Origin of the sequence: Desmonostoc muscorum LEGE 12446 (assembly GCF_015207005.2) — a bacterium.
Taxonomy (GTDB): Bacteria; Cyanobacteriota; Cyanobacteriia; order Cyanobacteriales; family Nostocaceae; genus Nostoc; species Nostoc muscorum.
Map to the genome: position 1 here is coordinate 5,802,778 of NZ_JADEXS020000001.1, position 23,588 is coordinate 5,826,365.

Here is a 23,588-nt window from a genome sequence, read left to right on the forward strand (position 1 = left end):
TGGGGACTGGGGACGCGGGGAATAACTAATGACTAATGACTAATGACTAATGACTAATCCAAAATCCAAAATCCAAAATCTAAAATTTCCTAATGTCTTTTAATATCTCTGCTTGGTCGATCAAAAAACCTGTTCCGACGATAGTTTTATTTTTAATTTTGACGGTATTGGGTTGGTTTTCCTTCATGTCCTTGGGGATTGATACGAACCCAAATATTGATGTGCCAGCAGTTTTGGTAAAAGTTACCCAACCGGGTGCAGGGCCGACGGAACTAGAATCCCAAGTGACGAAAAAAATTGAAGATGCTGTTGCTGGCTTGGGCAATATCGATAATATGATTTCCAAGGTCAGTGATGGCAGTTCTCAGACGACAATCAATTTTATTTTGGGTACAGATAGCGATCGCGCTACTAATGATGTCCGCAATGCGATCGCTCAAATTCGCCAAGACTTACCCCAAGATATCAATGACCCAATTGTAGAACGCCTAGAATTTTCCGGTGGACCGATCGTTACCTACGCCGTTAAATCAGACCGACGTTCTGTAGAAGAATTAAGCAACCTCGTAGACCAAACCATTAGCCGCGCCTTGTTGGGAGTTCCTGGTGTGGCACAAATTCAGCGTATCGGTGGAGTTGACCGAGAAATTCGCGTTAACCTCAACCCCGATCGCTTACAATCTCTAGGTATCACCGCCACCCAAGTAAACGACCAAATCCGCGATTTAAATATTAACTTACCTGGCGGCCGTGCCGAAGTCGGTGGTAGCGAACAAAGTATTCGCACCCTTGGAAGTGCCGCCAATGTGGATATTTTGAAAACATATGAAATCCTCTTACCACCAGGTGGTTCTGTACCCTTATCCAGCTTGGGAACCGTAGAAGATAAATTTGGGGATATTCGCCAAGCCGCCTATTTAAATAATCAACCCGTAGTAGCTTTTCAGGTGTTGCGTAGTACTGGCAGTGTCCTGGTGACTGTGGAACAAGGAGTAAAAACAGCAATCCAACAACTGGAAAAAACACTCCCCCCAGATGTCAAGGTGGATTTAATTTTTACTAGAGCCGATGTTGTCCGTCAATCCTACCAAAGCACCATTGATGAATTAATTCAAGCTTCCGTGCTGGCGGTCATCGTTATTTTAGTGTTTTTACGTAATTGGAAAGCGACATTAATTACTGCTGTAGCCTTGCCCTTGTCAATGATTCCCACCTTTGCAGTGCAGCAGTACCTTGGTTACACCCTCAACAACATGACTTTGTTGGCATTAGCGCTGGCGGTGGGTAATTTAGTGGATGATGCCGTGGTGGAAATTGAAAACATGGAACGGCACATGGCTATGGGCAAGTCAGCTTGGGAAGCTGCTTTTGATTCTTCTGACGAAGTGGGATTGGCGGTAGTCGCAAGTTCAGCGACGATTATTGCTGTGTTTTTGCCCGTTGCTTTTATGGGCGGGATTCCAGGGCAATTTTTTCAACCATTTGGGGTTACCGTTGCCGTTTCCACAATTTTCTCAACCCTTGTAGCGCGGATGATTACGCCGATGATGGGGGCGTATTTGTTGCAGGAGAAGGAGGGGAGTGGGGAGTGGGGAGTAGGGAGTAGGAGAGTAGTAAAATTCTTTAATTTCAAATTTACACTTCCAGGTAGCAAGAAACTCAGAACTCAAGATTCAGAACTCACAACTGTAAAACGTCCTGGCTTTCAACCTTATAGATCGCTTCTCCAGTGGGCGTTACGGCATAGATTGACAACAATAGCGATCGCCTTTGCTTTTTTCTTAGCCAGTGTGATGCTAGTTCCTTTGATTCCCAAGGGTTTTGTTGATGATGGTGACTTCGGAATTTCCAACGTAAGTATAGAACTAGCTCCTGGTAGCACTTTGGCAGATGTCAACAAAGTAGTGACACAAGCCACTGACCTCATTCTCCAAAACTCAGTAGTTGAAGGCATACTAGCCACAGAAGAAATAAATTCTGCAACTCTGACCATTAATCTTAAACCTAAAGAAGAACGGGATATTTCCCAAAAACAGTTTGAGGAACAAGTACGCCCTTTATTTGAGCAAATACCAGGAGCGAGAATTAGTTTTCAAAGTCAGTCACCGGGTGATAGCCGCAAAGCATTATCAATTGTCCTCAGAAGTGAAAATCCCCAAGCATTAAATCAAGCTGCTGATGCCTTAGAAAAGCAAATGCGAAGCATATCGGGATTGGTGGAAGTCTCCTCAACTGCAAGTTTGGTGAAACCAGAGATTTTAGTAATTCCTAACCCGCAACGGGCAGCAGATTTGGGGGTAACAGTGCAAGCGATCGCCCGAACAGCTTCCCTTGGTACCATCGGCGACAACGATGCAAACTTGGCAAAATTTAATTTGAGCGATCGGCAAATCCCCATTCGCGTGCAAATCGACCCAGAAGCACGAGCCGACATCAACACAATCACCAATCTCCAAGTCCCCAGCCAAAATGGTAAATTAGTTCCCCTCGTAGCAGTGGCAGATATTCGCTTTGGTAGTGGTCCTGCTACCATCAACCGCTACGATCGCGCCCGTCAAGTTGCTGTAGAAGCAAACTTGCAAGGTATTTCTTTAGGAGAAGCAGTAGAAACAATCAACAAACTACCTGCAATGCAAAACTTACCGCTAGGAGTAGCACAGCAACCTTCAGGTAGCGCCAAAATTATGCAAGATATTTTCGGTCGCTTTGGCAGCGCCTTGGGACTGGCATTAATGTGTATCTATGCAATTCTCGTGCTGCTGTATAACAACTTTCTCCATCCATTATCGATTATGGCAGCCTTGCCCTTTTGTTTAGGGGGCACATTGGTAGCGCTGATGCTTGCCCAGAAACCCTTGGGAATATATGCCTTAATTGGTGTGGTGTTGCTGTTAGGAATTGTCACCAAAAACTCGATTCTGTTAGTAGACTACACCATTATCAACATGCAGGAAGGCAAAAGCCAACGTCAAGCCTTAGTAGAAGCTGGCGTGTCACGTCTGCGCCCCATTATGATGACTTCTCTGGCAACCATCGCAGGTACTCTGCCCCTAGCATTGGGAATTGGCGTCGGTTCCGAAGTCCGTCAACCAATGGGAATTGCCATTTTGGGCGGTTTCACAACTTCCACCCTGTTGACACTGGTGGTAGTGCCAGTCATATTTAGCTACATTGACAACTTCCAAACTTGGATTATGAATACACTGCGCTATGGCTTTGGTCAGAAATCACCGCACCAATAATTATTGTAGAGACGGCGATTTATCGCGTCTTCTTAACCGAATCGTATTGCTTCCGCCCGTGTACCTATTGTGCGATCGCCCTTCTCCGTGGGCATCATAACAAAAATTCACCACGGTAAAGACCCGATGGCATACCAAAACATCACCGCCTCCCTTTCCCCAGCAGATATCCAAGAAATTAAAGCAGCCTTTGCGACTATCCAAGCAAAGATGCCTTTTCTCGTAACCTTGAGTGTCGAAGAACGACGCAAGTTATTTAAGATGGGCGATAAAAGGCTAGCTTTTGTCAATACTAGCCTGATTGCTGCCCAGTCTAACAAAGAAATCTTACCAGCCAGCTTTGATTTAGATGAGTTTGTCCGGGATTATCAACTAGCCGCGAACCTCACCGAACTGTTGATTGGACTGCGACAACTGACAGAACAAGTAGATGATACGCTAATGGCAGTCGGTAGCGAAGCAATGGGCAGCAGCTTGACAGTTTATGATTACGTCAAGACAGCAGCTAAGAAAACTCCAGGGTTAAAAAGTATAGCTCAACAATTAGGCGATCGCTTTAAAGCTATAAAAAGTAAACCTGCTAAAGCTGCATCTGATTCATAGCCTGTAAACATTCCTAGATGCACCGGAAAAGTTAAAGGGGAAAGGTTAAAGGGAGATGTAATTCCTTTTTCTTTTCCCCTTTGAAGTTTTCTCAACTTCTGCAAGAGTCTCATGATTTGCAAAACAAAGTGTATTTTTTAGTGAATGACTTGAATTTGATAGGTGATATCGTGTCCGCCCAAAAGACCTCTCCCTAGTTTTACTACGCAAAACCTGTCCCTCTCCGACTCGGAGAGGGACAGACTTGAACTTTAGTTCAAGGCAGGGAGAGGTTTCTTAAACTCACGGTGAATTAACCTCAGAGATTTGTCGATGAATATCAAACATTCGTCGATGAATATCAAACATTCGCCGATGAATATCAAACATTCGCCGATGAATATCAAACATTCAGCGATGAATATCAAACATTCGCCAATGAATATCAAACATTCAGCGATGAATATCAAACATTCGCCAATGAATATCAAACATTCAGCGATGAATATCAAACATTCGTCGATGAATATCAAACATTCAGCGATGAATATCAAACATTCGCCAATGAATATCAAACATTCAGCGATGAATATCAAACATTCGTCGCTGAATATCAAAGATTCGCCGATGAATATCAAACATTCAGCGATGAATATCAAAGATTCCTTAATGAGTCTTTAATAGTCGCCCACGAACATAATTAGGAATTGCAAGCTTGGTATTCTACCCATAACCGCGCCTAATCTGCCGCCTTGCCCCCAATTATGCTCACCACACCCCGCCACAGCAGCAAGCCTTCTCCCTTTATCCTTTATGCTTTAGCCTTTATCTTCTCCTTCCTCCTCTGTCTACCTTGGGTAAGCGCCAAAGAAACCCCCAAACCCAAACCGCAACAGTGGCAGATTGACGGCATAGTAGCAGCCCTTGAGGACAGCTACCCCCAAGTAAAGGGATATGCTTTTAAAAAATTAGCTGAATATAAGCCGCAAGATTTAAAAATTCTGCTTAAAAAACCGGAGGAAATTGCCCAGAAAGCCGCCAACATCCTCAAGGATGAAAAGATTGACTCATCTGTTCGTTATGGTGCGGCATCGGCATTGGGCAAGCTGGGAGAGGCGGCTACCAAGTATATCCCTGACATCCTTAACATCCTCAAGGATGAAAAGATTGACTCATATGTTCGTTATGGTGCGGCATCGGCATTGGGCAACCTGGGAGAGGCGGCTACCAAGTATATCCCTGACATCCTTAACTTCCTCAAGGATGAAAAGGTTAACTCATCTGTTCGTAGCATTGCGGCATCGGCATTGGGCAACTTGGGAGAGGCGGCTACCAAGTATATCCCTGACATCCTTAACTTCCTCAAGGATGAAAAGATTGACTCATATGTTCGTGGCAGTGCGGCATCGGCATTGGGCAACCTGGGAGAGGCGGCTACCAAGTATATCCCTGACATCGTTAACATCCTCAAGGATGAAAAGGTTGACTCAAGAGTTCGTGGCAGTGCGGCATCGGCATTGGGCAACCTGGGAGAGGCGGCTACCAAGTATATCCCTGACATCCTTAACTTCCTCAAGGATGAAAAGGTTGACTCATATATTCGTCGCAGTGCGGCATCGGCATTGGGCAACCTGGGAGAGGCGGCTACCAAGTATATCCCTGACATCCTTAACTTCCTCAAGGATGAAAAGGTTGACTCAGATGTTCGTGGCAGTGCAACATCGGCATTGGAAAATATAAAACAACTCAAGTTGGAAGAGGTTGTTGTAGTTTTGAATTATGCCTATGAACCAAACCAGGCAAGCCTTAAACAAAACGGAGACTTTGAATATTGGCGGTTTTTGACTTATTTCCTTAGTGGTGGCAATAATGAAGTAAAAATGCTACTGAAATGGGTAGGCAGACCTGAGAGAAAAGCAGTTCCTCCTAAACTTACCCACGAAGAGGGCAAGAAAACACTAGAGGTTTTTCTCAAAGCCTGGGAACTTACTCAGGGGTTCACAGAATTAAGAGAAGACTTAGCCAAGCAAATTTCCGAAGTTGCCACTAACAAAAACGTGACTTGGAAATTAGATAATCTACTCTTACTACAAAACCATTACAACAACCTCAAACAAGTCAACTCCACCCATGCAAATGCGGTGCAGTCAGTTATAGATAATCTGGAAGTGTGGCGATGGTTTGTCCGCGCCAGAAATACTATCCTCATCCATGCAGCCTTGTGGCTAGCCCTCATCTTTGCCTACCCCAAATTCCCCCAAATCCAAGCCATCTTCTTCTGGAACCCTTGGGTACGCCGAATTTTTGGTATCGGCTATGTCGGCTTTCTCCTCGCCTGGGTTCCGTTCCTGCGCCGCAAACTGTTTGAGCCGTTCCAGCCTTCTCTATTAGCCGATGCAGGCTTAGATAACTTTAATGACCAATCATACTTCCCAGAGTCCAGAGTCAAAATTCCCGCCTCCGAAGAAATCCTCCCAGTCACCGCAGCCTTACCCAGTATCAAAGGGCAAATTGTCTTAGAAGGCGATTCTGGTTTAGGCAAGTCGATGTTTTTGCGCCATCTGGTGAAAAACTCCCAGCAAATTCTTGTCTATCTCCCCGCCCAAAAGTGTAATAAAGGCGTAATTGAAGCCATCCAAGACAAACTACACGGCCAAGCCCAAGATGCCGTCTTCTTAAAAAACTTGATTTACAGTGGTGCAATTGACATCTGCATCGACGGACTCAACGAAGTCACCGCCGAAACCCGCGCCAAAATCTGCCAGTTTGTCGAAAGCTATTTCCGGGGCAACATTATCATGACAACCCAGCCCCTAGAGTGGACACCGCCCTCAACAGCCAAGATATATAAATTGCAACCCCTTGAACAACAACAAATTCAAGAATTTTTGATATCCCGTCAGCCGCGACTCCCCAAAGATGCCCAAGTTCAAGGTGCTGATTACGCCAAAGCCTGCACCAACTATTTAACAGAAGTCTTCCAACAGCAACAAGCCAAAGAAGAGTTAGATGCTGTCCGCCGAATTCTTTCCAACCCAATGGATCTAACAGTGGTAGCGCTGATGTTATCACAAGGCAAACACCCAAACTTATTTCGCCTGCAAGAACAGCAATACAACCTGATGGCGGCAGAATACCTCAAAGAATGGAATCAAGAATTTCCCTTAAAGAAATTCTCAGCCGCCGTCTACGAAATGCGACTCGAAGACAAACAAGCCTTACCCGCAGATGAATTTCACCAAGTTGCCATGTCTTTGGAAGACGAGAAATACAAGATGGTAGTCAGCCGTCAGTGGCAAGATGAAAAAGGCGAAGCCAAGAAAGAATGGTACTTCCGCCACGATAAAATCATGGATTTCTTCTTAGTGCAAAACTTTCTCGGCGAAACTGATGCCGCCGAAGAACTATTAGTTGATAGAATGGGCGATCCCCGTTTTCGTGGCGTTTATTTCTTGCTAGCAACGTTACTTCCTTTAGATGCAGCCAAAGAACTGCGGGAAAAGTTGATTCAATACGCCGCCGACACCAAAGACAATACAGTAAGTAATACCTTTGTGCAGTTGTTAAGAACAAGATAATTCGTAATTCGTAATTCGTAATTTTAAGAGTGGAGTAAGGGAGTTAAATCGCAATACAGTTGAGAATGAGCAACAAACTCATGTAGAGACGCGATTTATCGCGTCTTCAAAGAGCGTGTAGCTAGACGTAGTGTACCGTAGGCAATTCCATTGGCAAACTGCTGTAAGTGCGATCGCTTTCATCGCTATGATCGAAAAACATAATATCTACTGCTGCTGAATTCAACCGTTAGCGTCACCATCTGGGAGTGTGTATTGTATGCAAGTAAATGTTATTGCCATGACTGTGCTAGTCTCAATGGTTGCGGCGCAGGGCGCTTACGCGCAAGACACCGACATCACGAGTAAGGCATTCATGGAGGCGGCGCTGACGGTGAGGACATTCGACTACTATGCCACAAAATGCAAGCAGGGTAGTGGCTTCGCTGCTAATGATGCTGCCAAGATCGAGGCGTGGCAAACCGCGAACGGTGTCGCCCAGATCCGTATGCGCCTACGCGACCTCGATCGCTACCCCACCCAAAAGCAGCAACTCGACGAGGCTGTAGCCAATATCACTCAAAAGATCGCAGGTCAGTACGCCAATCTGGATGCCTGCACTGCGGCATTGTTGGTGTCAAAACTACCCGCCGCGCAGTTTGCAACGGTGTCGCCACAACTCCTGGCGTCGCCGAGCAAACCGCCCAAAACTCCCAACAAGACCGAGCGATCGCCTGCCGTCACCCCTGGGATTGCATCTTCCCAATCAGACGCCAAAATTGTGGCTCAAATCGATAGCTTCGGCTTCAATTCGCGTCCGAAGGTCGGTATTGGTGGCTTCATAGCCCTCGATATCTATCCTGTTGTACTCTTTCGCAACGGCGATGCACTCACCAATGTCGAAGGGCTTTCCTTCGGAGGCGGACTCGCAGCCCACAAACGCGCTAACCCGGACGAATGGACGCGTTGGCGTCGTCAGGGTGGCAAACTGCAACTTGCACAAAAGGACGGCTGGAAGGCGTTACCTTTCCAAACGACATATCCAAAATTACCCAATGACTTCAGGCTAAACGGACTCTTCCGCTCACTCTCTGGTACGGGGACGGTTGCGATCGGAGGCAACCAGTCGATCGCCGCTTGGCAGGACTATCGCTTCTCGGCTGATGGCCAAGTTGTGCGCGGCAACGGTGCTGGTGGACGCGCGGAGTCTGGCGACACATCCATCGCCACTAGCAACACAGCACCAAATCAGCGCGGTCGCTATCGCATTGAAGGACTGACTCTGTATATAACCTACGAAGATGGCTCAAGCGAGCGTCGTATCCTAATCACCGATCCGAAAGATCCCAAGAGTGTCATCTGGCTCGATGGAGTTAGCTACGTACACCGCAAGCAGTGACATGACGATAAGGCTTTAAAACCTTCTCTTCTACCTTTTAGGGTCTTTATAGTAAGTCTTAATCTGGACGCGGGATCATTTTCTAGTATGGATAGACAGGGGAACCGAAAAGTTTTACAATCTGAACTGATTGTGGTAATTTTACCTATTGCCCAATCCACATAACCATAGTAAAGATTTTCTAGTGATTCCATTTCATTGTGGAAACACTAAATTAATATAGGAAAGTCTTGAATAGGGGACAGCAAACAAATGGATGTAAAGCTGATTCTAGCCGGCTTAACGGTTATATTTACGGTTTCGTGTTTATTTTTTGGCACGAAAAATGGATTCTATGATTCAGATAACTATCACGGCAATGGTTCGGCACATTGAGAGAAATTTGTAGACGCTGAGGCAACTTTCCTTAGGGTAGGTTGGCTAAGAGCGCTCATAACTTTCACAGGGAAAACAGGCAAGAGGCAAGACTCCTTTAGCTCCTAGTTTGATAGCTCTCTCGTTATCCAACTTTTCCGAACTAGTGCGGGTTCGGTAGAGGCCTCCTCCCCAATCAAAAATCCGTATTCTCAGGGTGTAGGGGCGCATGATAAAACTTACCCCTAAGTCACAAAACCAAAATTTGTGCAATTTTTGGCTTTTGGGATATGTCCATGACGATGAGGTTTGAGGGGAGGAGAGCATGAGGGATAATCTGTCGGCATCCTCTCGCGTAGATGCTGGGGAAGCGGGTAGTGAATTAGAATGTTTGCCCTATAGTGTCCAGCATGACGACGAGGGCGTGTGTTTATTAGTAAAGATGGGGCCACACCGCATCCTGTTGGACTGTGGTTTGGAGGATATCTCATCACTGGGGAGGGGGCTTAGCAAGTCGGTACGTGAAAATAGTTCCCCTCTACCAGCAGATTTGGTTTTAATTAGTCACGCCCACCCAGATCATGCCAGAGGCTTACTGGCACTGCACAAAGCTTTTCCCAATTTACCTATTTATGGCAGCGAAGTCACCAGTAAGTTACTGCCACTGAATTGGCAAGACCAAGATCCCCAGAAAATCTCCGAATTTTGTCATGCTTTGCCGCTGCGATCGCCAGTGGAATTCCAAGAAGGTCTGGTGGCAGAATTATTCCCCGCAGGGCATCTACCAGGGGCAGTGGCAATCCTCCTCACCTACACCACCCAACAGCGTAGTTATAAGCTGCTGTATACAGGGGACTTTTTCTTATCCAACTCCCGCCTAGTAGAAGGTCTGCGTTTAGAGGAACTACGGGGCTTAAACTTAGATGTACTGATTATTGAAGGCACCTATGGTACATCCCGCCATCCCCACCGCCGCAACCAAGAAAATCAATTAGCAGAGCGAATTAATCGGGCGATCGCTGACCATTGTTCTGTAATCCTTCCCACACCTGCTTTAGGGCTGGGTCAAGAACTGTTGATGCTTTTGCGCTCTCATCACCACTTCACTGGACGAGATTTAGATATCTGGGTAGATGGTGCCGTTGCCACAGGCTGCGACGCTTACCTAGAACTGCTACCCCACCTCCCCCCATCGGTACAGAACTTTGCCCGCCATCAACCTTTGTTTTGGGATGAACGGGTGCGTCCCCGCGTGCGTCGTTTAAAAGCAGAAGAACGTGCCACTGTGGGCAAGTCACCCTGTATTGTCCTGACTGACTCCACAGCTGATTTGGGCGAACACTGCCAACCCGATACCGGCCCTTGGCTGATCCTCGTGCCGGAAAAAATTGATATAAAACTTAACAAAAAATATTTAGCACCCACCACTGTGGAAAGCTATCTCTTAGCTCAGCATAGTGATGGTCCTGGTACTACGCAACTCATTCATAATTTGCGACCCCAGCACGTGATTTTTGTCCACGGTTCTCCTGCCTACTTAGCCGATCTCACAAGCTTAGAAGAGTTACAAAACCGCTATCACGTACATTCTCCGGCGGCTGAGACTTTGGTGGAATTGCCTATTGGCGATACATTTTTGCAACCGGCAGCCCCGGAGACGAATTATGAAGGTGAACTGACGGAGTTAGGAACAGTAGTCACAATCACCTTACCCGATGCAATCACAGCCGATCCTCGTTGGCAACAGTTTGCGGATACTGGTTTAATCGAGGCTCGTTGGCAAGGGGAGGAACTAGTATTAAGGGGATTGTCTCAGCGAGAACTGCTCAATCAAAATAGCGATCGCTATACATGGACAGACGTAGACTGTTGCGGTACTTGCCGACATCAAAGGGGGCAGCGGTGTTGGAATCCAGCTTCCCCATTGTATAACTTTAAAGTAACCTTGGAAGGTTACTGTCCTGCTTTTGAGCGGTTATCTAGTTCTGAGTCCTAAGTCCTGAGTTAGGATTGATGACTCAGGACTCGCTACTCAGCACTGATTATTCCGGATTTGAGTCAGTGTAATGATTGCGGATGCGTTCGGCTTCGGGACAATCCTCTGTCAGGAGAGGTTCCACATTTCCACGTGGCACTGAAGCCAATTTTTGCGTTACAGCACCAATGCTCTCGAGGCGAACCATTTCTTCCCAAGAACAAACTTCATCCTCTTCTTCTGTTTCATAGCGTAGAGTTACTAAATCTCCCTCTATGTCTATGATGCGGGCGCGTTCAATCCAGCGTTGCTGGTCCCGCAAGAAAACACATACCTCCCGCCCGTCGCAACACAGTTGATAAATCTTGCGGTGTAGCATGTACTGCTTCTGCCTTTTTAAACAACGTAGTTAAACCTGTCAAAATCTGGGTTCTACCCCATTACATTACACCCTTAGGAGGTTAATTTCACGGTCTAGGACGAGTACGCCTCATAACCCAATCTCAAGATTTGCTTGTAGTTGTGAGCATCTATCGAGATTTTGGGTCACCAACCAATGGTTGCTTTACCAATGAACTCAATCTCTTTCGAGCTGATTTTAGGGAATGTTTGCTTCATAGAAGTCGAACAAGTCGGGATTTCTCCTCACAAGGTTAATATTTGCTGGTGAGTCCTTTCTACCATTATGTAATAAATAATACTGAAAAACAAGCGTTGATTGCGGTTGTTTAATTTGCCTACTTGTAGTCATTGGCATTATTAGGAAGTCCGGGGACTTGGCTTTACTTTTACCCCTGTGTATTTGATCTTAACTCATTCTCTTGCTGACCTTGATGATTTTCAAAAACAACACACAAAGAGTTTTGAGTTTTTCAGGTTTTTGCTTGAAGATGGGGCGAGACAGGGGGACACAAAGACGCAAAGAAAGAATTCTCCGTGTCCCTGCGTTTCCCCCTCTTTGCGTCTTCCTCATCTCCCTAAGCCTCTTGTATCAGTATCAACAATATTTTTACTGTAGGGGTAATTCCATTAGCATATTCGATGAGGATGCTTCTCGTTTAATTTGACCTGTGCGAACTGCATCGTACAGGGCTGTGAGGGCTAACAAATCCTGTGACTGATAGCATTTAGTAGCCAGCATTTGATGGAGTAAACCTTCAGATTCAACACTAAGATATCCAGTTTGGAAAGCAGATTCAACAATTGTGCGAATCATCATGATTAGGGCAGAGTGAGCAATTTATTATGTCCAGTGTGGAATATTTCCTTCTCCCACTAGTTGATATGAAACATTAATAACATGTGATTATCGTTACACGCTTTTAGTGATTTATATCACAAGTATGATTGAGAATATAAGTTTTTGGTGGATTTATCTATTAATATACGCAGATATATGAATACAATACTTTTTAGTATTTATATTGATAAATCAGGTCATTTAAGAATATTAAAATATAGTAAAACTTTTAGGCAAGCATCCAAATAAATAGTGAGGTATGGGCAATCAAGCAAAAAACTGGCGGAAATCCTCATCTTTTTGGCTCAGTTGCACCCAGTCTAGGTTCAAGGACTGGAATTTTTGCACCAAGCGATCGCAAGCAGGACGTTCGGTAGCATAGTGTCCTGCGTCGATTAAAATGAGATTGCGATCGCGGCTTTCTTGAAACTGATGAAATTTGCAGTCAGAAGTTAGATACGCTTGAGCGCCAGTTTTACTAACTGCTGAAATAAAACTAGCTCCCGAACCACCCAAAACAGCAACTTGTGTAATTGTTTGCTGTAAATTAGCTGTTGGGGAAAAAATTAAATTTGGGGGAGCAAGTCGGGTTTGAATGGCTGTGAGTAATTCCTGTAGTGTCATCGATGGCTCTAGCAAACCAACACGACCATATCCTAATCCTAGTTGTGTGGGTACTATGGGAGTAACTTGTTTCAGTTCTAAAATTTGAGCCAACACATCAGCAGTACCATCCTGTACTTGGTCGAAATTCGTATGGGCGCTGTAAATACCAATATTGTGGCTAAAAGCTAAGCGTACCATTTCAGCGATCGCCTCACCAGTGCGTAAGGACTTGGGAGGTGTAAAAATGAGAGGATGATGGGCAAAAATTAGATTAGCATTAAGAGCGATCGCTTCGTGCATCACTGCTAGAGTTGGTGTCAAACACACCAATACTCGTACTCTTTCCTGCAACACTCCTGGTTCAATCTGCCAGCCACAATTATCCCAGCTTTCACACCAAGCGGGATTCGCCCATGCTTCAAACCAAGTAATTAAATCAGCGATTTTCATAATTAACTTTTCATTTCTAATTTTTAACAAGAAAGAATTTAGAAGTCAGGAGCCATAATTGTCCAATTTAATTTGTAGCTGTTGGTGAATGAATCAACGGATTTCACTCGGCCAGCAAATGGAAAATTTGGTAGTCTACAATCAGTAAACTGAATTCTGAATTCTGAATTCTTCTTCAATGTTTCTGTGGTTGAATATCTAATTTTAATGCTATTTGCTGACGCATTTCTTGGAAAGGTTTATTCCATACAGGGCTAGCATTCCAGTTCCAAACTGCCACTGGAATCAGTTCTTCGTGGGCAAGATAACTTAGCAGACGGTATTCATCTTCTGGTTCACGAGAAAAGGAGAATGGATTGCGGTAGCCTGTGTCACACAGTTTATAACAAGTGATTTGACCGTGGCTAATACGTTGTATCAATTCCTTACCTTTAGTGAGTAAATAATCAAAAAAAACTAAGCTAAAAGGCTCTATGTTTGCACGATTTTCTGGGTCTTTTTGTACCCATCTTGCCCACTCAAACCCATACACAAAGTCGTGAACATAACGGAAGCGAATTTCTGTGTTAATTCCGAACATCTCTGTCAGGGAAACCATCTTTTTACCAAAAGCCTTTAAAAAAGCAACCGCACCTTCATCTGCGACTAAAGCCTGTCTCAGCATACTACTTACCAGAAAATCAAAATCCCAGAAGATGTTTTCTGGGAAATTTTGCAACTGACTATCAACTATACATTCCAAAGTTTCCTGAACAGTTGCGATAATTTGGATGTCGGTACTTTCTTCGGCAATCAAATTTCCCAATTCCGCAAAACTAGTAATTATTTTTTTTTGAGGATTAAGTGACAAAAGATTAACAGAGTGCTGGGCAAGTATTTTATCAATAAGTTGAAACGTATGAGTTGGTGTTAGTTCTTGCTTCATAGTAATTGAAATAGCCCAGCCATCTGACACTAAGTATTAGTTTATATTGAAATGCCTAAATTATTAAAAAAATATAAATAAACTTAATTTTACATTTACAAACTGATACATACAATTTTTTCAGTGTGTATATGGTTTATTTTTCATGAAAATTTTTCGCCAAAAAGGCATTAGAGGGAAGTTTTCAATATTCTAGCCAAAGTGTAGGCAGTAACAACAGAGTATTTAAACTCTATAAAGCTACACCTGAGATAAAAAGGAGTCAAAATTCAGAATTCAGAATTCAGAATACTCTACCCATGCACCCTTATAGGGAAGCAAGCTACGCGCAGCATCCCGTAGGGAAGGGATAGAACTTTAAATGAGTGAAAAAAATTTAATACTAGTTTCGCGCCACTTGCGGGCACGGTTTTAAACCAATATTCATTACCCAGTCGTACAGAAATCATACTGAATTCTGACTCCTGAGTTCTGAATTCTGTTCAATAAATTAAATTTGAGAAATTGCTATGCAGAAATGTGGACGACTAATTCCCTTGAATGACTGCGCTGGCGGTGTTCCCAAATATAAATTCCTTGCCAAGTTCCCAATACCAAATGACCACGATTAATGGGGATATGTTCAGAAGTGTGGGTGAGGGCTGTACGAATGTGTGCTGGCATATCATCCGCGCCTTCAGCATCGTGGATGTATTTAGCTGATTCTGGTACGAGTTTTGACATAAAATTAGCTAGATCCACAAGAACATCAGGATCGGCATTTTCTTGGATGACTAAACTAGCTGAAGTGTGGCGTAAAAATAAAGTACAAAGGCCAGTTTCTACTCCCGACTCTGCAACGATCGCTTCAATTTTATTAGTGATATTGTAAAAAGATTTGCCAGTGGTGGTAATTCTTAATAACTTTTGGTAGTGACTCATGTAAAACAGTAATATTGATGACAGTAAAAGCTAATTAGTTTTAAACCAATATTCAGACGCGACGCTCGTTGCGCTAAAGCGTCTCCCCTTCTCCCAAAGGGAGAGGCTAGCGCCAAGGGAAAAGACTCGCTTTGCGCGTCGCTATTACCCAGTCGTACAGAATTTATTCTGAATTCTGAATTCTGACTCCTGAATTCTTCTTAATCAATTTTAACTTGATTGGAAATAATTAATCACAGCCTGAGCGATCGCTTCATTACCATCCTTAGCAATTGGTTGGGATTGCTTTGGTGCTTGGGGTAACTCATACAGAAAATTCCAAGTTCCTTCAAAAAACTCAGCAGGGGTGACGATTTGATGTTGGTTGTAATTAATTACACCTTCTAAAAGAAAACTTGCTTCAGCAAAATCTTCACGGGGAATAGTAACAATCGGTACTTGCAATTTTGTGGCTTCAGCAAAAGTACTGTAACCAGGTTTGGAAACCACTCGCTGACAAATGGGCATAAAATCTACAGGGCGATATTTCCGATCATTAATTTTTATTAAATTTGGTAAATCAGGGGCAGATTGATCGAAGATGATAAATTGCCAATCTGAAAATTCTCGCACGTTATCATAGGGAATTTGCTGTAAACCCAAACCACCAAAAGTCAATAAAATAGTTTTTTCTACTGGTGCAGTTATCCCCCAAATAGAACGTAAATCATCAAGAGAATAGCGGGGAGAACCGCCTGTTAAGCCAATATCTGTGATATTGTTAAAAGCCTGCATCCTTTCGTGGAAAGGGAGACGAAACAGGCGATCGCACTTTGAATACCAATCACTAATCCAGTCTGCAACTGCTATAAATTCACCTCCCCAATCTCGATAGATCAAATCCCAGCCAAAGTTACTCATCATCCAGCAGGGAATATTTGCAGCATTAGCAAACCCAGAAGCAAGAAAAGGAACATCTGCCAGGATGAGATTAACGCGATTTTGACGGATAAAATTGACTTCTGAGGCAATTAACGAATTTTGATGCTTTTTAATATCGAGCAACTTTTCTAAAGTCGCTTGTTTATCCATTGTCAGACTATCAGGTTGCACCACACCCAAATCAAATGCACGGGGGCGATAGATAAAATCGCCTTCTATATAGCACTCTAACAACCAGCGTGGCGCAGTGGTCACCATAATTAGCAGCACTTCTGGACATAACTTTTGAATTGTCGCAGCGACAGAAGCCATGCGGGTAGCATGACCAAAGCCGTGATTAGTTATGGCTAAATATAAAATTGGGCGTTCCATTTTAAAGTTAGAAGTTAGGAGTTAGGAGTTAGGAGTTAGGAGTTAGGAGTTAGGAGTTAGGAGTTAGGAGTTCGTAATTCTTACCGCTACTTTCGTTATCTTTTGCGTAAGTCCTGAAGTAAATGAAGTACACATTTTAAGATGATAAATCTTGTGGGGTGGGCATCCTGCCCGCCCTCTTGTACTTTATTTAGATGAAATATGCTGTAACTCCTAACTCCTAACTCCTAACTTTTACCTCTTAATTACTTCGGCAAAAAGTTTGAATTACCTCAATTAATTGGTCAATTTCCGATTCTAAAGTAAAGTAATGGACGGTGGCGCGGATACAGCTAGGGTCAGCAATTGTGCGAGTTAATATTTTTTGTGACTCTAAAAATTGCACTAATTTCAGATGAGCTTGGGGCTGATTATTTGTCAGTTGAAAAGAGACTATACCGCTTTCAGGTGTGGAAGTTTGCAGACATTTAATATCGGGTAACGCTATCAATTGTCGCCAGAGGTACTCGCTGTTGTGGCAAATTTGTTCGTAACGTTGCTGTGGGGTTCCCCATTGCTGATGGATAGCGATCGCCTCCCGTAACCCCACATACAAAGGATAAGCTACTGTAGACACTTCATATCGTCGCCCATCTGGAAGCCAATCCACAGGCTGAGATTGGCTATCGACAACAATGCCATTCAAGCCAATAAATGTAGGTTTGAGGCTTTCTCGTGCTTCTGGGCGCACATACAAACCACCGGCACCAGCAGGACCACATAACCATTTATGACCAGTAAAAGCATAAAAATCTACCCCCAATTCAGTCAAGTTTAAAGGCAACAAACCAGCAGATTGGGCAGCGTCTATTAAGAGTGCAGAATGATTTTTTCTGCATACTTCAGCAATTTTATCGAGAGGTAAAACTTGCCCCGTATTCCAGAAAACGTGACTCAATATTACTAGGCGAGTATTGAGGCGCAAGTGCTGGGTAATGACTTTTACGGGATCGCCCTCATTTAAAGTCGCCTTTAGGGGACAGGTAGAAACTTCTACAGAGAATCGCCTGCTGATTTCTTGGGCTGTGGCAATCACGCCTGGGTGTTCGCAATCTGAGAGTAGTATATGGTCGCCAGGACGCCATTCTATACCCCACATAGCGATATTACAGCCAACAGTGACATTCTGAGTCAGAGTTATTGTATCAGTTGGTATTTGGAACTCGGAAGCGATCGCAACTCTAGCAGCTTGCACTTGTGGCCTAATCCAGCCATACGCCTCATTACCAAAAGGGCCTATGTGCTGAATATGAGTTTGAGTTTGGCTGATAGCATCCATCGCTTTTTGGGGCATCGGCCCTTGCCCCCCATAATTAAAATAAGTCTTATTTGCTAAAGCCGGAAATTGCTCTCGATGGGTATGTAACTTGGTTTGTGCGACAGAAATACTCGTCATAATTTACAAGGTATTGATATTAAGAGGTATTTGTACTTTGTGCTAGGACAACGCTAAAAATAGGGATGAGATTAATTTAAGTACTCGCTGCTAAATCTTATCTGGTAATCAGTAACGATAAATGCTCTCTGACTTTTTGCCCTAGATTCTGGGCTGTTTGAGGAGTAATTAGATGGTGTTTGAACTCTGATGCGTGAAGCCACGGGACACCTTGGCGATCGCCATCGGACTCGTAGCGTGGGAAGAGATGCCAATGAATATGTGGCTCACTATTTCCATAACATGCATAATTCATTTTCCAGGGACTAAAAGCGTTAACGATCGCTTGTCCTGCCAACATCACCTCTTGAAATAAGGCAGACTGGATAGGTGGGGGAAGTTCATGCAACTCTCTAATATGTGTTTTCAGAAGAATGAGGGAGTATCCGCGATGAAACTGATGATCGCCAATCACAAAGATTGAATGCTCAAATTCATGGATGAAGTAGGGATTTTGACCACTTCTCCAAACTCTGACACGCTCACAGATGAGGCACGGTTCATGTTGTTCTGTCATGTACCCTTGTAATGATGGATAAAACGTGCTTGTATGATTCTCCCTCATCTGTAACTGAGGAGAAATGTGAACACCTATGTGTTTACTCACGAGCTAGCTGTTGACAGTATAGAATAAACCGCAAATGAGGTGTAGAGGCGTTGGCGTAGCCCACCGTTCGCGTAGCGTCTCGCAGAGAAGGTATCGCCACTTCAAAACTTTAATTGTCTGAGTCACCCCCCACAGAGGGCTAATTCTTGTTAACTTAAAGAAATGCTAATTAATGCTGAACTCCTACTGCAATACCAACGCTGTAAACGCCGACCTTTTTTAGATATTCACGGTGACAAAAGTCAGCGCGATGCTCCCAATGAGTTGTTGGGGAAACTACAACAGGACAAAATCACTCATCAGCTGAGTAATTTGGCTCAGCTGACTTATCACCAGCCAGATTATTCATACGGAAACTGGGAAAGGGGAGAGAAGGCAACTTTAGAATTGATGCAGCGTGGGGTTGAGTACATCTATAAAGGAGCGTTGTTAGCAAGTTATTCGGAAAAATACACCTTAGTGAGTCGTCCAGATTTACTCGTTAAACAGCCAGGACAATCCCATTTCGGTGATTGGATGTATGTCCCGGCTAATATTGAACTCGGTAAGCGTCCCAAACAAGAATATCAAGTCGTCGCCGCATTTCATGCCCAAGTATTAGCAACAATCCAAGGAGTTATACCCGAAACAGCTTTGCTGATCTTGCGAACTAAAGATACAAGTTATGCAGTGGATTTGTTCAAATGGACACCACAGATGCAGCAAATTCTGGAGGAATTTCTTGGAGTTTTAGAGTTGTCAAATCCGCCAGAGGTGTTTATTTCTCGGCAAAAGTGTAATCTTTGCCATTGGCATAGTCAATGTTATGCGATCGCTCAAACTCAGCAACATCTCTCACTTTTACCAGGCGTAACACCCATTCGCTACACTCAACTTCAAGCCTTAGACATAACTTCACTGGAATCTCTCGCCAACACTAGTCCCAACATTCTCGAAAACCTAGTTGGTTTCGATCGCGAAATAGCCGCGAAGCTAGTAGTGCAAGCTCAATCTGTACTCCAAAAACGGCCTTTAATTCTACCGTATCCGCTACCAAAAGAAAATATTACATTCACAGCGCCCATAGAGCTTTACTTTGATATTGAGGCGCAACCAGACTTGGATTTAAATTATTTGTTGGGAGTTTTGGTAGTAGATAGACTTACCAACACAGAACAATTTTATTCTTTTTTAGCAGATAAACCAGAAGACGAAGAATTAGTTTGGCAGCAATTTTTGAATTTGGTTTGGCAATATCCCCAAGCCCCAATTTATCATTTTTGTGTGTATGAATTTGATACAGTCAAACGCCTAGCAAAGCTTTATAATACTCCCAACTCCTCCGTGCGTCCTGTACTGAATCGATTTGTCGATATATATGAACAATTAACCCAAAGCGTAGCATTGCCTGTAGAAAGTTATGCCCTCAAAGCGATCGCTCGTTGGTTAGGATTTGAATGGCGTGACAAAGAAGCCAGTGGCGCTAAATGTATATACTGGTATGACCAATGGCTAGAAACAGGCGATCGCACCTTGCTAGAAAGTATCCAACGCTACAATGAAGATGACTGTCGCGCCACCCATCTAGTCAAAGACTGGCTGGTTAAGTTTTTCGAGGATCAATATGGTTTGCGACTTGCTTAATTAGTACACGCTGTAGGGGCAATTCATGAATTGCCCCTACCTGAAAATCACTCTTTTCGGCTATTAATCCTGACAAAGTACTCGATACTAGGAAATTGTGACAAAATTTGTCTGTGGGTAATAGTCCCGGACATAATTTTGGAGCTGATTACCCAGTCCCCAGTCCCTAGTCCCCAGTCACTCTTGTAGTTTTCCATGCGGTTAATTAAAAAAATCTTCGTATTTCCACGAATTATTTATTTTTTCATCCCGATTCTAATTATCAGTCTCTTCTTTACTAACTTACCATCAAACGCTGTTGAAATCAGTAGTATAAAATTTATCGGAGAAGTTACTTTACCGAAAAAATTAATATTTCAGAAAACTGAAGTTGGAGGTTTATCTGGAATTACTTATGATCCAAAAAATAACCTTTATTACGCTATTTCTGATGACCGTGGTCAAAAAGGTAATACCCGTTTCTACACTTTGAAAATCGATTTAAGCAAAGGTTCTTTACAAAAAGGTGGAGTTGTTGTTGCTAATGTCACCACCTTATTAAATGAAACTGGGGAAAAATTTCCTCCTAGTGAAACTGATACAGAAGGCATTGCTTTAACTAATAAAGGCAGTGTATTTATTTCTTCTGAAGGCGATGTTGGCAAATTCATCAATCCTTTTATTAAAGAATTCTCACTATCTTCTGGTAAAGAAATTTCAAAACTCTCCATACCAAACAAATTTTTGCCAGATAAAAATGGTCAGCAAGGTATCCGCAACAATTTGGCTTTTGAAAGCCTAACCATCACACCTGATGAAAAGTATCTATTCACAGCCACAGAAAATGCTTTAATTCAAGATGGTTCAGCAGCTCAACCTAAAATTGGCAGTCCTTGTCGGATTTTGCAATATAACTTGCCGAGCAACCAGCCAGAACAGGAATTTCTTTACCAAACTGAACCAATAGCACAGTTTTTGAATATCACGGGTAAGTTCGCTAGTGGATTACCTGATTTATTTGCTCTCGATAATCAAGGAAACTTTCTAAGTTTAGAACGGTCTTTTACAGGTTTAGGATTTGCGGTTTCTCTATTTCAGGTTTCTTTAGAAGGAGCCGATGATATTCACAATATTGATAGCCTTTTAGCAGTTGAATCAAAGAATATTAAACCAGTTAAGAAAAAACTGTTGTTAGATTTGAGAACTTTAGATGTAGTCCTAGACAACATTGAAGGCTTAACTCTTGGTCCTAAGCTACCTGATGGACAGCGCTCATTAATTCTCATTAGCGACAACAATTTTAACTCCCTGCAACGTACCCAGATACTAGCTTTTAAAATCAAAATCGAAACACCACTAATGAGATTATTACGCCGTTTACTGCCGAATCTCAATCGTTAACAGTACATAATTTAAGACAATTATTTTTACTGCTATTTACTTTTTCTGGTTGTTACTGTGTATTCACGGAAACTACCAGGTAAATTTATCTAGCCTATTTGTACTTTCAGTGTAATTTCTCAACCGTATTCCTTAATAAATATGTTACACAATGTGTAAGAGCTTTTGCAGAGAGACAATCGATGATTAAGAAAATAAATCTTTCTTATAGTAGTTTTTCAACTTATATTGCTCAATTACTCTAAAAACTCTAAAGTTTTTAGGAATAAAAATTAACAATTGACTAAACTTATTCAAGTATTTTGCCAACAATATTTTTCATAATTGATTTTTATGGCACAAAAAAAAATTGAGAATATGGTAGGGCAAAAAGTAGAATTAGACAATTACATTGGACAATTTTTAAATAATCGCTACTTAATCAGAGATTTGATTGGCAAAGGAGGGATGGGTAGAGTTTACCTAGCAGAAGATACTGCGAAAGGTGGAATGGCGATCGCCATCAAAATTTTATCACTCAGTCTAGCCAACCAACACATGTCTCAACGCTTTGCCAGAGAGATTTTTATTGGCGCTCAATTAGGTCGCAAAAGTAAACATATTGTTCGGATTTTAAGTTACGGTGTGACTGAGGATAAAATTCCCTTTTATGTAATGGAATATCTCCAAGGTAAAAATCTCAAACAAATTCTCAAAATTCAGCCTTTAACAATATCGAAGTTTTTAGAGATTTCTACGCAAATTTGTTTAGGTTTACAATGTGCCCACCAAGGTATTAATCTCAAAGGAGAAATTTATCCCATTGTTCACAGAGATATCAAACCAGAAAATATATTTCTGAGTCAAGATGCTAAACAAGGAGAAATTGTCAAAATACTAGATTTTGGCATCGCCAAGTTTTTAACAGAGCGGAGTGGGATGACCCTGACAGATTCTTTTATAGGTAGTTTGCCTTATTGTTCTCCAGAACATATGGAAGGACGCAAACTGTTGGATGTACGCTCTGATATCTACAGTTTGGGAGTATTAATGTTTGAAATGCTGACAGGTAAACATCCATTTCAAACAAAAAGTAACTCCTTTGGTAATTGGTATCAAGCACATCGTTTTCAAATACCGCCTACACTTGAGGAAGTAAATCCCCAAGTAAAAATACCCCAAGGATTACAAAAAATATTAATGAGTTGTTTAGCTAAAGAAGTAAGCGATCGCCCTCAAAATATCAGCCAAGTATTAGACGAATTAGCAAAGGTAAAGAGTCAGCTTGAGGACGCTATTCCTAGTAGTACTGATAGTATTGAAATTTCAATACCTATGCAGTTAGTTCCTGCAACCTTATTATCAGAGAAAGAGTGTTTGCAGAAAAATTGGCCTAAAAATAAACCAGTTGCACCAATTGGATTTCCTCATTTATTACATACTCCTCAAAGACCTATACCAACTTTTTGGGCAATGTTACCCAAACAAGAAATTCTAAAATTTTTAGATAAAGTACATAGCACAGAATTTATCACTAAAATGAGTGTATACCCAATGTTGTTGTGGGTAACAGTGCTGTACGATGCAGAACCTTCTCTAACGAAATGGCTACCTTATTTTTTGGATTTGAAAGATCAGAAAGGGCAGAATATAGCGCGTAGTTTAGCCGAAGTAGGTTACTATCATCTACTATTTTTTCCCCTAGAAGATCCCAATCGTTGCTCCCATGTCACAACTTTAAGTCTTACTGCTAGCCAACGTCAGCAACTTATAGATTGGTTAAATATGAATCAAAAATTAAACGAATCAATCTTACCTCAGGAAGCAAAAAATATTTTAAAAATAGAATATGAAAAGCTGAAATTAGACATTTTACGAAAGTTAGTTGCAACACAAAAAATTGAAAAAGAAAGTTTAAAAAACAGACTAACTAAATTTTGGGAAATGATTTTTAAATTTTTATCAGTTAGTTAAAATTTTA

The 23,588-nt window shown here is 42.5% G+C and carries 18 protein-coding genes; 10 read left to right on the forward strand and 8 right to left on the reverse strand.

Annotated features, from left to right (window positions below):
• Positions 1-92 precede the first annotated feature (92 nt).
• From IQ276_RS24675 to IQ276_RS24700, 7 genes are all read left to right on the forward strand, one after another.
• On the forward strand, positions 93-3,242 hold the full coding sequence (locus tag IQ276_RS24675) for an efflux RND transporter permease subunit (protein ID WP_235115933.1): 3,150 nt from the start codon (positions 93-95) through the stop codon (positions 3,240-3,242).
• A 126-nt stretch (positions 3,243-3,368) separates the two neighbouring features.
• On the forward strand, positions 3,369-3,845 hold the full coding sequence (locus IQ276_RS24680; protein ID WP_193919557.1) for a hypothetical protein: 477 nt from the start codon (positions 3,369-3,371) through the stop codon (positions 3,843-3,845).
• A 312-nt stretch (positions 3,846-4,157) separates the two neighbouring features.
• Positions 4,158-4,505 carry a hypothetical protein gene (locus IQ276_RS24685; RefSeq protein WP_235115934.1) on the forward strand — a complete coding sequence of 116 codons (348 nt, stop codon included), beginning with the start codon at positions 4,158-4,160 and terminating at the stop codon, positions 4,503-4,505.
• Between the two features lie 83 nt (positions 4,506-4,588).
• A complete protein-coding gene (locus IQ276_RS24690; RefSeq protein ID WP_235115935.1) occupies positions 4,589-7,402 on the forward strand; it encodes a HEAT repeat domain-containing protein in 2,814 nt (937 codons plus the stop codon).
• A gap of 259 nt (positions 7,403-7,661) precedes the next feature.
• Positions 7,662-8,780, forward strand: a complete 1,119-nt coding sequence (locus IQ276_RS24695) for a hypothetical protein (RefSeq protein ID WP_193919554.1) — start codon at positions 7,662-7,664, stop codon at positions 8,778-8,780.
• Positions 8,781-9,032: 252 nt separating this feature from the next.
• Positions 9,033-9,155: a DUF8629 family protein gene (locus IQ276_RS41395; protein WP_035139556.1), complete on the forward strand. Its 123-nt coding sequence runs from the start codon at positions 9,033-9,035 to the stop codon at positions 9,153-9,155.
• Between the two features lie 304 nt (positions 9,156-9,459).
• On the forward strand, positions 9,460-11,130 hold the full coding sequence (locus tag IQ276_RS24700) for an MBL fold metallo-hydrolase (RefSeq protein WP_235115936.1): 1,671 nt from the start codon (positions 9,460-9,462) through the stop codon (positions 11,128-11,130).
• A gap of 46 nt (positions 11,131-11,176) precedes the next feature.
• Here IQ276_RS24700 and IQ276_RS24705 read toward each other — a convergent pair whose 3' ends face one another.
• The 8 genes from IQ276_RS24705 to IQ276_RS24740 form a co-directional block, all read right to left on the reverse strand.
• Positions 11,177-11,488, reverse strand: coding sequence for a DUF6679 family protein (locus tag IQ276_RS24705; protein WP_073641082.1), 312 nt, complete (start codon positions 11,486-11,488; stop codon positions 11,177-11,179).
• A gap of 630 nt (positions 11,489-12,118) precedes the next feature.
• On the reverse strand, positions 12,119-12,325 hold the full coding sequence (locus IQ276_RS24710; RefSeq protein ID WP_073641083.1) for a hypothetical protein: 207 nt from the start codon (positions 12,323-12,325) through the stop codon (positions 12,119-12,121).
• A gap of 291 nt (positions 12,326-12,616) precedes the next feature.
• On the reverse strand, positions 12,617-13,405 hold the full coding sequence (locus IQ276_RS24715; RefSeq protein WP_193916730.1) for a Nif3-like dinuclear metal center hexameric protein: 789 nt from the start codon (positions 13,403-13,405) through the stop codon (positions 12,617-12,619).
• A 175-nt stretch (positions 13,406-13,580) separates the two neighbouring features.
• Positions 13,581-14,330 (reverse strand): hypothetical protein, encoded by a 750-nt coding sequence (locus tag IQ276_RS24720; protein WP_193916732.1) that lies wholly within the window; start codon positions 14,328-14,330, stop codon positions 13,581-13,583.
• Between the two features lie 507 nt (positions 14,331-14,837).
• A complete protein-coding gene (locus IQ276_RS24725) occupies positions 14,838-15,251 on the reverse strand; it encodes a secondary thiamine-phosphate synthase enzyme YjbQ (protein WP_073641084.1) in 414 nt (137 codons plus the stop codon).
• Positions 15,252-15,461: 210 nt separating this feature from the next.
• Positions 15,462-16,544, reverse strand: coding sequence for a glycosyltransferase family protein (locus IQ276_RS24730; protein WP_193916734.1), 1,083 nt, complete (start codon positions 16,542-16,544; stop codon positions 15,462-15,464).
• A gap of 241 nt (positions 16,545-16,785) precedes the next feature.
• Positions 16,786-17,979: an aminotransferase class V-fold PLP-dependent enzyme gene (locus tag IQ276_RS24735; RefSeq protein WP_193916736.1), complete on the reverse strand. Its 1,194-nt coding sequence runs from the start codon at positions 17,977-17,979 to the stop codon at positions 16,786-16,788.
• 97 nt (positions 17,980-18,076) lie between these two features.
• A complete protein-coding gene (locus IQ276_RS24740) occupies positions 18,077-18,535 on the reverse strand; it encodes an HIT family protein (RefSeq protein WP_193916738.1) in 459 nt (152 codons plus the stop codon).
• A gap of 252 nt (positions 18,536-18,787) precedes the next feature.
• Here IQ276_RS24740 and IQ276_RS24745 point away from each other — a divergent pair, with 252 nt between their 5' ends.
• The 3 genes from IQ276_RS24745 to IQ276_RS24755 all read left to right on the forward strand — a co-directional run bounded on the left by IQ276_RS24745 (position 18,788) and on the right by IQ276_RS24755 (position 23,581).
• Positions 18,788-20,248: a TM0106 family RecB-like putative nuclease gene (locus IQ276_RS24745; protein ID WP_193916740.1), complete on the forward strand. Its 1,461-nt coding sequence runs from the start codon at positions 18,788-18,790 to the stop codon at positions 20,246-20,248.
• Between the two features lie 195 nt (positions 20,249-20,443).
• Positions 20,444-21,628 (forward strand): esterase-like activity of phytase family protein, encoded by a 1,185-nt coding sequence (locus tag IQ276_RS24750; RefSeq protein ID WP_193916742.1) that lies wholly within the window; start codon positions 20,444-20,446, stop codon positions 21,626-21,628.
• 333 nt (positions 21,629-21,961) lie between these two features.
• Positions 21,962-23,581 carry a serine/threonine protein kinase gene (locus IQ276_RS24755; RefSeq protein WP_228043041.1) on the forward strand — a complete coding sequence of 540 codons (1,620 nt, stop codon included), beginning with the start codon at positions 21,962-21,964 and terminating at the stop codon, positions 23,579-23,581.
• Positions 23,582-23,588: the final 7 nt, after the last annotated feature.